Origin of the sequence: Brevibacillus daliensis, from assembly GCF_021245735.1 — a bacterium.
Lineage (GTDB): Bacteria > Bacillota > Bacilli > Brevibacillales > Brevibacillaceae > Brevibacillus_B > Brevibacillus_B daliensis.
Map to the genome: position 1 here is coordinate 1 of NZ_JAJISB010000014.1, position 12,214 is coordinate 12,214.

Genomic DNA, 12,214 nt, shown 5'->3' on the forward strand with positions numbered 1-12,214 from the left:
CCTATTATTACTATCGGAAACAACCATAAATATTTTTACTATTAATTTTATTTTTTACCTAAAACAAAAAAACTTGAAGATCATTCGTCTCCAAGTCCTTTTTCTGTAGGCACTAGTTTTGATAGCTGTGACCAATCCAATTTGGTTTGGGTGGCCATTTTATTCTCTTCCTGTATCGCAATATATATCTCCTTGCGATGTACATCAACATCTCGAGGCGCAGATATTCCGATCCGAACCATGTCTTTGTCAACGGCAATTACCTTTATTTCAATCTGATCGCCAATCATAATCGACTCATTTTTTTTCCGAGATAGTACCAGCATGTTCTCACCTACTTTTTCACAGGCTTATTCTGTTGAGGAAGCAATGGTTGGCGTAGATCGTACGTATCATCTTTCAAGATGATTTGCTTCGCTTGACCTGTTTTCACATTTACAATCAGCGGAGCCTTTAGGTTAACTGTAATTTGATTATTACCACGAACAGTCATGATGTTTAGTACACTAACATCATGTTGTTCGTTAATATGTAGGCTTTCTTTTACGGATTCAGGTAGATTGAACTCATATTCTGGATAAAAAACAAATGGTTCTACTACCCAGAAACTAACATTCTCATCTTTTTCAGCTTGTAAAACAAAGAACGGAGAGCCCTCTTCCTCTTGGGTTAGTTGATACTCCTGCAATTGTGTAAAACCAATCATTCCCTCTATTACATAGAGTTTTCCCATTTTTTGCTTCTGATACATCATTGGACAACTCCTCTTATCTTGCTAGGTTCACATTCATGCCAACGACTTCAATATCTAGCCGATTCCACTGACGTACATACGCCTCTACCTTTGCAGGAGTGTATATATGAACAGGTGGATTCACTTTTACATCTATTTTAGCTCCTCTTTCTTGCACAGAAATAGAAAGAGGCTCATGCTGATAGTGGATTTCGAGTCCATCCCCGACCATGAACCCTGCTGCCACGAATGGTTCTCCAGTAAAGAACTTGGTCTTCTCAAACCCAATATCTGAAAAAACATTATTATTCTTCTCAACTGCCATCATGCGGTCACCTTCAGATGCAGCATCCGCAATCGCTTCCATTGCCTGACGATATCCATAGTCCGCATTATCTCGGGTACGCGCCAAAGGACCCTTCAAATCAATATTTTCCCTGGCTTCCGAAGAATCCATGGTCAAACGTCCACGTGCTTGCCTGATATCCATGATAGCAGGCTCTTGTGTAATATTTTGTTCAGCACGTGGCTGTTCGATCTCTTGTTTACCTCGCGGGCTTTTAATATCAAGCAACAGTGGGGTTGATGTCATGCTTAAACGAGCAATTTGCATGGTTATTTCCCCCTATCGTCCTATCTCAGGAAATCTAGTAAAGATGGTTGAATAATGCGTGCACCTGCTCCTAATGCCTGACGATGAACCGACTCCTGCATTTTTAGCTGAGTGATTACTTCGGCTTGGTCAACATCCTCATTTTCAGATAACATCGTATAAAGACTTACTTCTTCGGATTCTAAACGGCTCATCATCATATCCAGACGATTCGATTTAGCACCTAGACCGGCACGTTGTACTAATAAATTCTCTACCTGTTCATCCATTTCATCAAGGGAGTCAGCGGCAGATTCACCTTTTTCCAGCTTAGCTATAATTTGTTCCAGCTTAGTAAAAATATTGTCTGTCGCAGATGGATGGTTAAAAATCTTCTGTCCATCAATATTAATTTGCATCTGGATTCCTGTTCCCATTTCTACTTCCACTGTACCATCATTACCTTTAAAAGTTTCTTTTCCTAGTGGATCAGTTGTAAGCGGTGGATTAGAGGTATCGTCCCCTGCAAAAATATATTTACCATTCACTGTCTGATTAGCAAGTGATCCTAAATGTTTTTTTAGTTCTTTTATCTCTGCTGCAATTGTTTCTCTATCTTTTTCACCATAAGCTCCATCCCCCGAACTAACTACTAACTCACGAATACGATGATACACTTTTCCAACCTCATCCATTGTAGTATCATACGAATCCATCCAGTTTTTTGCTGTCCCAGCATTGCGGGTAAACTGCTGATTCTCAGTCAATGATGTTCGATAATACATTCCACGTGCAGCAACAACGGGGTCATCAGAAGGACGAGAGATTTTCTTTCCAGTGGACAATTGCTCAAAGTATTTACTCATTGAACTCATAGAATTATTCATATTTCTAATCATGGCGCTGTTCATCATATTCTGTGTAATACGCATCCTGATCACCTCTCTGATATTTCTACTTCGTCATATTTTTTTAGAAAACTTGGCTTTACCAAGCCTCTGGCGCAGGTAAAGCCTTAGATGCACTTATGCAGATAAGAATTTTTATTAATTCTTATCTGTTAAAAAAGGTACCGTCCCTGACGGCACCTAATAATCATTCGAATCTTTCCTTTAATAGGTTATTCTATAACCCTACTCTACCCATGCCATTAATTATTTTATCCAAAATCTCGTCCATACTAGTCATTACACGAGCCGCAGCAGAGTACGCTTTTTGGAACTTGATTACATTAACCATCTCTTCGTCAACGTCGACACCAGAGACAGATTGACGGTTCATCTCAATCATATTTCCAGTGATGTTTGCATTTTTAAAGTTACGAACTGCTTCTTGTCCATCGACACCCAATTGAGCAATAGCATGTCGATAAAATTCGTCAATGGTAGTATCCTGAGGAAAATCATTAGGACCCGTTCCTGCTGGAATAGGCTTATTTTTCAACTTGGCAATTTCTAGTGCCATCTTGTTATTACCATCATTTGGAATACCAGGAGTACCTTGTGCAGCTGCGATTTTATCCAAACTTTTGAGGATCTCTGGATTAACCTTAATATTTCCCGCACTGGTAGGATCACCTGTACCTCCTTCAATAACAAAGAAACTAATTTCCGGTCCTTTTTGACCGTTTTTGATATCGTCTAGGTTGTACCCTTGGCGGTGAAAATTATTGATTTCTCTTGCCATATTGGTAGCAAGGATATCCAGTTTCTTCTTCATATCAGCTGTTGTCTCATCACGACCAACAATCGCAGCAGAAAGTGTTCCTGATCCTTTTGCCGGCTGGAAAACAGCTCCTCCAAGTAAAACTTCATTTTTACCTGTATCCGCATTTTTCTGGGTAGTCACTGGAGTGGAAGTAATACCAGTAACAAGTGGCTGCCCGCCAATTGTCACGTTTACAATACCATTATCGGCATGTGTCACTTTTACATCTGCCATCCCAGATAGTTTATCGATTAGTACATCGCGTTGATCGTATAAATCATTTGGCTGATAGCCATGAGGTACGATTTCTCCAATTTGTTTGTTAATCGCTGCAATTTGTTTAGCGATTGAATCTATCGAGGAGGCTTGAATAGCCACTTCGTTATCCTGATCCGCCTGTAGTTCATTTAATTTTTTATTTAAATGGTTAAAAGTATCTGCAACAGCTACAGCTCGCTCACGTAATACAGAGCGTGATGATTCATCTTTAGGATCAGTGGTAACATCTTCCCATGCTTGCCACATTTGGTCCATAACCTTTTGTAAGCCACTATCGGAAGGTTCATTCATAATATCTTCCACTTGGCTAATTGTGTTCACAGTGTTATTCCAATACCCCGTATTCTTATTAGCATTACGGAACTGTACATCCAGAAAATCTTCCCTAATACGCTGGATATCTGTTACATATACCCCTGTACCGAGTAATCCGGGTGCTCGATCAGCATTCATGCCAATAGCAGGAAGTCCTGTAGGAGTAGCCATGTTGGCACGTTGTCTGGTGTATCCTAAAGTATTTATATTGGAAACGTTATGACCTGTTACGCTAAGTGCTGCTTGCTGAGCAAATAGCGCGCGTTTACTTACTTCGAGGAGATGAAATGTCGAACGCATGTAGGCACCTCTTTTTCTTAAGCTTTATGGTTAATAATGGAACGGTTTACTTGTGAAGATGGTTGGTTACCTGGATGTTGATAGATAAAATCTTCCTCTGGACGATCTGTAAATAAATCGAGACTCAGTTCAACGTATTCCAGAGAGTGTCCCAGTAACTGCTGGTTTAACTCATTTTCTATTTGTAATTGACCGATCACGCGTAATAACTCATCACGATACCCAGTCAGTTTTTCTTTTATTTCAATATCTGTGCTCAGTTTAATCAGGTCAAGTAAGGTACCGTTCACAACAGATACTCCCTTTTCCTGAAACAACATGGTTGTCAGGTTTTGCCGCTCTGCTTCTAGTTGCTGAATTGCTTTTAATAGTTGTTGTTCGGACTTCATCAGCTCTGTCAGCTTGGGTATATCATTTTTTACAAGCACTTCCCTTTTATCATTGGCTAGGGTATATAGTGCTTGATGTAGCTTCGTCGTATTCTCCAAGACGGCAAAAAGTTGTTGTACATAAGTATTGTTCACGCTTTTTGCCTCCTATGATCTAGACCAAAAAGCAAGCAGCTTCTCGGCAATTTTTTCACTTGATACATGGTACGTACCATTGTTGATCTGATTTTTCAAATCATCAATTTTAGTTGTACGAGCTGCATCCATTTCCTGCTCCTCACCCATTTTCAACATCTCCATACCTTCATTGGAAATGGAAACCTCATCTTTACCCCATTTATGTTTGTACTCACTTTTTTGGTGCATCGGATTTGTCTTGTTATAGGCTTGAATCATACCTGTTCGATTTGGTTCATGAATACGCAACGCGTTCACCTCGCAATCTTAAACTAATAAAGCTGGCCTGGCACTTTTCGCTACTTGATCCATTTTCAAAAGTGACTTTGTAACAGCCTGTTTGTTATACTAACCGCAATAATGTTCTAGTAGTTACATCGGCAAAATGGCGACATTCGATTAATGAAAAGCCAGAAAAAGGATCTATTTCCCTATCCCTTTCCCTATTCCCCTGCCATTTGCACCGTGCTATTTGTCCTCTCTTTTGTACTGATACACCTTGTTATTAGTCTTTCGCTCTTCATCTGCCAGACGACGATCAACATCCATTTGTTGTGTGATCTGTCTCTGTAGAGATCCCATGCATTCTGTGCACAAATTCCCTGTACGAATGAGCGTTCCACATTTTTCACAAGGATAACCAAGATTCGGACTGTTCTGTAAAGAAATTCGTCCCTCACGTATAAATTTAGTTATCTGCTTAACAGCAACGCCTGTCCCCTCACTTAACTCATAAATGGTTGAACCGCGGTTTTCCCGTTTACGCAAATATTGTGCACAAACATCATATTGTTTCTCCTGCTCTTTGTAGCAATTGTTACAAACGTCCCGAATTCCTTTTACAAATAACGCATCACAGATTGGGCAGTTAGCCAATTGTCCTAAACCCATTTTTCATTCCTCCTTCATGCAAGTTATCTATTACAGAACGATATTTTGATGTGTTTGATCCCCCTCCATTTATTGAAAGGAAGTCAATTAAATAATTGTGGTATGATTAATGAAGAGAAGAATTCTTCAGAGTAACGAAAGTCGTACCGTTATTACTAACGGATGAATAGACTGTTGTCAACTATAAGAAGCTTGGAGGTTTCCGTTTTGGTCGTACTTAAAACAAAAGAAGAAATAATGAAGATGCGTGAAGCAGGCATCTTGCTAGCTACTATCCACCAAGAAATTGCCAAGATGATCAAACCAGGCATTACCACTTGGGAGATTGACCAGTTTGCAGAACGCTTCATGAAAGAACATGGAGCAACACCTGAACAAAAAGGCTATCATGGCTATCAATTCGCTACCTGCGCTTCTGCGAATGAGGTTATCTGTCATGGTTTCCCATCAAAAAAAGCGCTAAAAGATGGTGATATCGTTACCATCGACATGGTTGTTAATCTAAATGGTTGGTTAGCTGATTCCGCATGGTCGTATTCAGTAGGCAATGTGTCTGAAGAAGCTGATCGCCTCCTGACTACTACCAAAGAAGCACTGTTTCTAGGTATCGAACAGGCGGTTGTTGGTAATCGAATCGGTGACATTTCCCATGCCATTCAAAAATTCGCTGAAGGACGTGGTTACTCCGTTGTTCGTGACTTTACAGGTCATGGTATCGGAAAAAGTATGCATGAAGATCCTTATGTTCCTCACTACGGCCCTGCCGGAAAAGGTGTCCGTTTGAAAGAAGGCATGGTTCTTACCATCGAGCCAATGTTAAATGTGGGAACCTATCATGCTGTCGTTGATGAAGAAGATGGTTGGACTGCTCGCACACGCGATGGAAAACTATCAGCTCAGTACGAACACACTCTCGCCATCACAGAAGATGGTCCCTTGATTCTAACTCAGCTATAACCCTCTATTATCTACATCGGCAAATTCTGCTTGACAGGTTTGCCGTTTTTTATTATTTACGTGAATAATATTTTGGTTGGTATTGACCATGCTACACAAACTACCTGGCAAGTGTCATACTCCGAACCTCATGATCGCCCCATAACTCGCTCGATAAAAGCACATCGGCACAAGCCTGCAAAGTTGCTCCTGTCGTATAAATATCATCTATTAATAAGATTCGCATTCCACGTCTCGTTTTGGTGAATGGTCTCATCCACCAGGTATTTCGTGGGACCGAAAAATCTTGACTGGCTTCTACCCGTAATTGAAAAGCATCCTGCATACTGAAAAAACGATTCGTTCGTCCTTTTTGTTTACTTTGCTTCGTCGTTTCCTTTGTGCGCTCCAAAAGAGGGCGACAAGGAACTTTCAGCTTGATACTTAATGCTTGTGCCAATACCTCTGCTTGATTAAACCCTCTCTCTTGTAATCGACCAGCATGCATTGGCACATAGCTGATACAATCAAACCGTTCATTTGAATAATAACGAATAAAACCAATCTGTAAAAGAGTGCTACACAGTTTGGTTAGACGTTCATCTCCACGATATTTCCATTGACTAATCAACTCTTTAGTCCATTCTTCATAACGAAGTACACTACGGTTATGTATAGTAGTAGTCCGCTCTACCTGCTGCTCCCGCTTCACACAATCTCGACAATGCGACGTTCCCCCTACCCTCTCATCTCTCCCACACTGGACACAGGAGAATAGACTAATAATCGGTAGCTTATCTATGCATGTCTCACAAAGCTCCATGCTTTGAAACAACTGATAACAGACAGGATATTGATCAGAAGTAAAATATGTAGGAAGACGATCCACTAATAGTTCTGTTTTTCTTCCAGAACGCAACCATTTCCTGCATCCCAGACATGTCTGATAGCCCACTTTCATTCCCCTTTTTTCGACAGTTCTCTCATCTATAAGCTTCCTAATTTATTCATGCGCTGAATTTGTCGTATTGCCTTCCGTGGTGCTGTCGCTTTTTGACCTACTAAGAAAAGAACATCGCCATCTGGTGAATCCGCCGAACGTCCAACTCTACCAGCAATCTGTACCAGTGAGGCTTCATCAAAGATCGCTGCTTCTGCCTCCAATACTACACAATCACTACGCGGTATCGTGACGCCCCTTTCCAAAATCGTAGTGGTAACTAGCATGATGTATTCTTTTTGCCGAAAAGCCTTTACCTTATGCTCCCGTTCAGGATCAGCAGCATGAACCCCCTCTATCTGCCCTACGAAATCTGGAAAGTGTTTTCGTAAATAAGTAAGTACGACAGGAATCATTTCGATACGGGCAACAAAGAGAAAAATCTGCCGGTTTTCACGTAGGGAATCATTGCATAATTCCAGTAATGGAGGGATGGGGAGCTGTTTTTCCAGCTTGTATCGCAAGCGAGATATCCGTTCCACTCGTGGTACAGGAAGCGGAAATCCATGATAGCGGGCAGGTAGAATAGCGTGGCTCTGTGAGGATAATGGTAGGCTACTGTAATTGGTCTTCCTCCTCAAGAAGCAGCCACTTCTTGTGGTCATATCACCGAATTGTACCAATTGTTTTTGTAAATAGGTTGGCGGTGTAGCACTTAAATAGAGGGTCTTCCCACCAGGTACGAGTGAGCGTTTCACTGCATGATATAGCATTTGATCCCCGTGATAGGGAAACGCATCAACCTCATCAATTATTATTAAATGAAAGCGTTGATAATTACGTAGCATTTGATGAGTGGTAGAAATAACGATCCTGCTATTTTCCCATTTTTGGAGTGAACTACCGTGGATAGCCAATACCGAGATGGTAGGAAAAACCTGTGCAATGCGTGGCGCTAATTCCAGGACAACATCTTTACGTGGAGTAGCAATGCAGACATTTCCCCCGAGCTGAAGAATCTCTTCCATAGCAGGGAAAATAAGCTCTGTCTTACCAGCACCGCAAACTGCCCAAATAAGAAAAGAAGGTGAAACGGATGTTACGAATGATCTCGCCTGCTCTGCCACTGATGCCTGTCGTGGTGAAAAGTTACCTTTCCACCGTAAGTAAACGTTATCCTCTGCATGCATGTGTAAGGGTCCCTCTTGTTGCTCTAAGGATGCTAAGGTAGCAGGCGGTGATAATCTGGTAGCCAGTGTATTTAATTGCGAAATCGGACGAGTAGGTAAATTCGCATGTAGAGAAAGAGAAAGCTTATCCCCATTTGGTATACAAACCAGTGGAACACAGCACTTGCATCTTCCCATGCTCAAACAGTTAAAACAGTACGCACATGCTTGTCCACATGTGTAACATTCCACCTTATCAATAGTAGCCTGACTACTGCAACGTTCACAGGTAAACAGCAACTGGTTCTTCCAGGCTGATCGCTTTACTTCTAATCGTACGCTGGGTTTCCATTCAGCCTTTTCTAACAATACTAGCCTTTGAAAACCTGCTATCCAGCCTGTTTCTAAATGTGGGGCTTGCTCCAACCACTTTTTTGTCTCTTCTAACAGAAGTGCTCGACCTTTTACATGAGTTTCGATGAATGTGGCGCACTGATCTACCAGATTTTGAGTCAGGAGCTGATTATTCGATTTTGATTCCGACTCCAATTTGTACTCCTCATGTTCTTGAATACTCCTCTTAAAATCTCTGCAACTCTGCCCAAGAGCTTTTTCAGTCTGTTGTATATCCATTTGAAAACAAACAGTGTTACCATAGCCTGTTTCCCTTGTTTCACGGACATATAACCTATTTACCTCCTTCGTATAGTCACCAGCCGCTTTTTTTGCTCTATCCAATGTTTTATCTAACCATTTATTCTCTGGAAGACCATCTTCATTTCGTACATCCTTCAATTGTTGATTTACCTTTTCCCGTAATGCAAAAATCAAGGCAAGCGATCGGCTCCTACCAATTATGTGAAGCCTGCTTCCTTCCTGTTCAGCCCAAAATTGCTGATCCACTTCATACACAGGCGTAATATGTGCACTTGCTGTCCGATCTCTTTCTTTTACATACAACACATATTCTCGCATGCCCTTTCCCCCGCTCCCATTCCAATTTCTTTCATTTTGGTAAAAGACAGCGAGCGCCGCAAGAAAATCAAAAAAAGCCGCCTCTTTGGCGACTTGGTAAAAAATGAACTGATTTTCCTATTCATTACTTATTGAAATAATAGATAAAAATCCCTAAAAAAATAACGGTACATACTGCATAGATTGCTATTAATCTGGTTAGATTTTTTTTGGTCCTCGTTCCGTAACCTGATTCTTTCGGTTTCAAGCCTACCATGACTGTACCTATAGCTGCTACTACAACGAGAGCAAGAATTACAAAAATCATTTGCATAACTCATTTCACTCATTTCAGCGATTTTCATATATCATACCCCAAGTTTTACATTAGACCTACAGTTAAATTTGAATGAATTGGTAAATGTATGTAAAATTACCCAATTAACATAAAAAGAAGCTAGCCTTTTCAGCCAGCTTCCCTTTGCAACGTTCGTAGATCAATAATTACCACGTGCTCCAAACCATCTTGCTCTTCTGTTAATGTGCTTTCATGTACACGATGCAGGATCTCCTTCATTTTAACAGTGTCGTCTGACGAACCATCGTCCACAATGGAAATCTGAATCGAACGTCCATATAAGCCTGACTGAAACATTAACTTGCGGACTACTGCTTCCAATCTATGCTCAGAATTGTATACAAGCAATTGATAATGGGTCATGGGTTCCGTAACCGTAATGAGGGTCGTCTCTCGATTCAACAATATGTAGCCCATTTTAAGCAAAAGAGTGGAGCAGCCATAAGCTGCAAGCAACCAGATCATAAAATCAGTCACCACGGTCATCCCCTCCTGTAATAAGGTATGCCGCAGTGCTTGACTTGGTTGCTTAATCTCCACTCTTTTTATTAGAAAACTTGGCTTCATTATTCCTCGTTTTACAGCTTCACCCAACCATTTTTGATTGAGATAACTACCGCTTGCGTACGGTCCTGCACATTTAGCTTTTGCAGAATGCTACTTACGTGATTTTTTACTGTTTTCTCACTGATAAACAGGAATTCACCAATCATTCTGTTACTCTTACCTTCTGCCATCAGTTGCAGTACTTCACGCTCACGACGTGTGAGAGATTCAATAATTCTCGGGTCCATAACCGGAGCCTCTTCAAAGGATACATTACGATCCATCGACTCTTCCTGTTCGCTCAAGCGACGGAACTCATCAATCAATTTCCCAGTAACCTTAGGATGAATGTACGCTCCACCTTGAGCTACGACACGCACAGCTTCCACCAATTCAGATGTACCCATATCTTTAAGCAGGTATCCTGAGGCTCCAGAACGAAGTGTACGATATACATAGCCCTCGTCATCATGAATAGACAGAATAATTACTTTTGTTTCTGGGCTGATTTTTACTACTTCTTCAGCCGCCGCTACACCGTTAACGTTAGGCATATTGATATCCATAAGCAATACGTCAGGTTTATGCTCAGCTACCAGTGTAGGGGCATCTGTTCCATCCGAACCCTCCCCCACGACCTTAAAGCCGGTTTCCATATCTAGAATACGTTTAACACCTTCACGAAACAGTTGGTGGTCATCCACAAGTACAATTTTAATTTCATCTATTACTTTTTCCACTGTATTCAACCTCCTCTATTTCTATCATTTTTTTGATTTAGCAGATGAACGGAGTGGTAATTGAATGACCACCTTCGTACCACCATGGATATTCGAAGTAATCCCCAATCTTCCGTCTAATAATTGACAGCGCTCTTTCATACCCATAATTCCAAACGAGTTACCTTTTTTCTTCACTTCTTTCATGTCAAATCCAATTCCGTCGTCTTTAACAACAATAAATACGTTTTCCATTTGGAATTCCACTTTTATCTGCACAAAATTGGCCTTCGCATGTTTATCCACATTATTTAAACATTCCTGCACTAGACGAAAAGCTGCTGCTTTAAAGGAACTTTCCAAATCTTGTTCCTTTCCAAAAACAATCAGATCAATATGTACTTTGCTTCGATCCTCAAATGTTTGAATATATTTTTGGAGGGTTGGAATTAATCCTAGATCATCAAGTGCCATAGGACGTAGATCAAAAATAATTTTGCGTACATCTGACAAACTCATTCGAACTATTTCTTTTAAGGAAGCTAATTCGGTTTTTGCATCTTCCACCTGCTGATTTCGTAGCATCTTCTCTACAATCTCTGTGCGTAAAACCACATTCGCCATTGATTGCGCAGGCCCGTCATGAATGTCGCGTGCAACGCGTTTACGCTCTTCCTCTTGAGCCTGGATAATTTTCAGACCCATCAATTGATGTTGCTTGGCTGACTCTAAAGCTTCCTCAACCTGAGATAAGTCACCTGCCAAAAAGCTATGCACTACACTAATTTGGCTAAGAAGTCCTTCTGCTCGATCGATCGTATCCAGGATATTGCGCAAGCGCAGTTCCAATTCATCCCGTCTCTTTTTTAAATTATTTTCTCTCTCGCGCATCAGAGAGAGTTCGATCTGGATGTTATGAGCTTCCTCGTAAGCAGAGCGAATATTTGATTCTGAAAAACTTTGAAAATTGCGGCTTACTTGTACTAGTCGTGCCCGAGAACGCCGTGATTGTAATTCCAGGTTGTCCACGGTTTGAATGACATCTGCCAATAACTGACGAATTTCTACAATTTCTTTTTTTATGGTATTACTCTCAAGACGAGCGCTTTCCGCAATCTGAAAGATTTGTTCCTTGCTCATCTCGACAGTTTTAATTGTTTTTTTAATGACCCCATCCAGAAGACTAATATTTATGCCCTGATCCATGTG

At 40.9% G+C, this 12,214-nt stretch carries 15 protein-coding genes; 1 reads left to right on the plus strand and 14 read right to left on the minus strand.

Annotation, left to right across the window (positions count from 1 at the left end):
- Window positions 1-80 precede the first annotated feature (80 nt).
- The 8 genes from csrA to LM917_RS12450 all read right to left on the minus strand — a co-directional run bounded on the left by csrA (window position 81) and on the right by LM917_RS12450 (window position 5,383).
- On the minus strand, window positions 81-326 hold the full coding sequence (gene csrA, locus LM917_RS12415; RefSeq protein ID WP_232697841.1) for a carbon storage regulator CsrA: 246 nt from the start codon (window positions 324-326) through the stop codon (window positions 81-83).
- Window positions 327-334: 8 nt separating this feature from the next.
- A complete protein-coding gene (gene fliW / locus LM917_RS12420) occupies window positions 335-754 on the minus strand; it encodes a flagellar assembly protein FliW (protein ID WP_232697842.1) in 420 nt (139 codons plus the stop codon).
- 13 nt (window positions 755-767) lie between these two features.
- On the minus strand, window positions 768-1,346 hold the full coding sequence (locus tag LM917_RS12425; RefSeq protein WP_232697843.1) for a DUF6470 family protein: 579 nt from the start codon (window positions 1,344-1,346) through the stop codon (window positions 768-770).
- A 20-nt stretch (window positions 1,347-1,366) separates the two neighbouring features.
- The gene (gene flgL, locus LM917_RS12430) at window positions 1,367-2,257 is read right to left on the minus strand and encodes a flagellar hook-associated protein FlgL (protein ID WP_255668254.1); all 891 of its coding nucleotides are present in this window, start codon (window positions 2,255-2,257) and stop codon (window positions 1,367-1,369) included.
- Window positions 2,258-2,450: 193 nt separating this feature from the next.
- Window positions 2,451-3,926 (minus strand): flagellar hook-associated protein FlgK, encoded by a 1,476-nt coding sequence (flgK, locus tag LM917_RS12435; RefSeq protein WP_232697844.1) that lies wholly within the window; start codon window positions 3,924-3,926, stop codon window positions 2,451-2,453.
- A 17-nt stretch (window positions 3,927-3,943) separates the two neighbouring features.
- Entirely contained in the window at window positions 3,944-4,450 is a 507-nt protein-coding gene (locus LM917_RS12440) for a flagellar protein FlgN (RefSeq protein WP_232697845.1), read from the minus strand.
- Window positions 4,451-4,462: 12 nt separating this feature from the next.
- Window positions 4,463-4,750 (minus strand): flagellar biosynthesis anti-sigma factor FlgM, encoded by a 288-nt coding sequence (gene flgM, locus LM917_RS12445; protein WP_232697846.1) that lies wholly within the window; start codon window positions 4,748-4,750, stop codon window positions 4,463-4,465.
- Between the two features lie 210 nt (window positions 4,751-4,960).
- Window positions 4,961-5,383 carry a TIGR03826 family flagellar region protein gene (locus tag LM917_RS12450; RefSeq protein ID WP_232697847.1) on the minus strand — a complete coding sequence of 141 codons (423 nt, stop codon included), beginning with the start codon at window positions 5,381-5,383 and terminating at the stop codon, window positions 4,961-4,963.
- A gap of 207 nt (window positions 5,384-5,590) precedes the next feature.
- On the opposite strand from LM917_RS12450, the gene map reads away from it, so the two are divergent.
- Window positions 5,591-6,340, plus strand: a complete 750-nt coding sequence (gene map, locus LM917_RS12455) for a type I methionyl aminopeptidase (RefSeq protein WP_232697848.1) — start codon at window positions 5,591-5,593, stop codon at window positions 6,338-6,340.
- 100 nt (window positions 6,341-6,440) lie between these two features.
- Here the strand turns inward: map and LM917_RS12460 are convergent, their stop codons facing one another.
- From LM917_RS12460 to LM917_RS12485, 6 genes are all read right to left on the minus strand, one after another.
- Entirely contained in the window at window positions 6,441-7,274 is an 834-nt protein-coding gene (locus LM917_RS12460) for a ComF family protein (RefSeq protein WP_232697849.1), read from the minus strand.
- Between the two features lie 32 nt (window positions 7,275-7,306).
- Window positions 7,307-9,403: an ATP-dependent helicase ComFA gene (locus tag LM917_RS12465; RefSeq protein ID WP_232697850.1), complete on the minus strand. Its 2,097-nt coding sequence runs from the start codon at window positions 9,401-9,403 to the stop codon at window positions 7,307-7,309.
- Window positions 9,404-9,527: 124 nt separating this feature from the next.
- On the minus strand, window positions 9,528-9,710 hold the full coding sequence (locus LM917_RS12470) for a hypothetical protein (RefSeq protein ID WP_232697851.1): 183 nt from the start codon (window positions 9,708-9,710) through the stop codon (window positions 9,528-9,530).
- Window positions 9,711-9,848: 138 nt separating this feature from the next.
- The gene (locus tag LM917_RS12475) at window positions 9,849-10,226 is read right to left on the minus strand and encodes a glycosyltransferase family protein (RefSeq protein WP_232697956.1); all 378 of its coding nucleotides are present in this window, start codon (window positions 10,224-10,226) and stop codon (window positions 9,849-9,851) included.
- A gap of 92 nt (window positions 10,227-10,318) precedes the next feature.
- Complete coding sequence (locus LM917_RS12480) at window positions 10,319-11,026, minus strand: response regulator (RefSeq protein WP_309241949.1); 708 nt, start codon at window positions 11,024-11,026, stop codon at window positions 10,319-10,321.
- Window positions 11,027-11,050: 24 nt separating this feature from the next.
- Window positions 11,051-12,211 carry a sensor histidine kinase gene (locus tag LM917_RS12485; protein ID WP_232697852.1) on the minus strand — a complete coding sequence of 387 codons (1,161 nt, stop codon included), beginning with the start codon at window positions 12,209-12,211 and terminating at the stop codon, window positions 11,051-11,053.
- Window positions 12,212-12,214 lie beyond the last annotated feature (3 nt).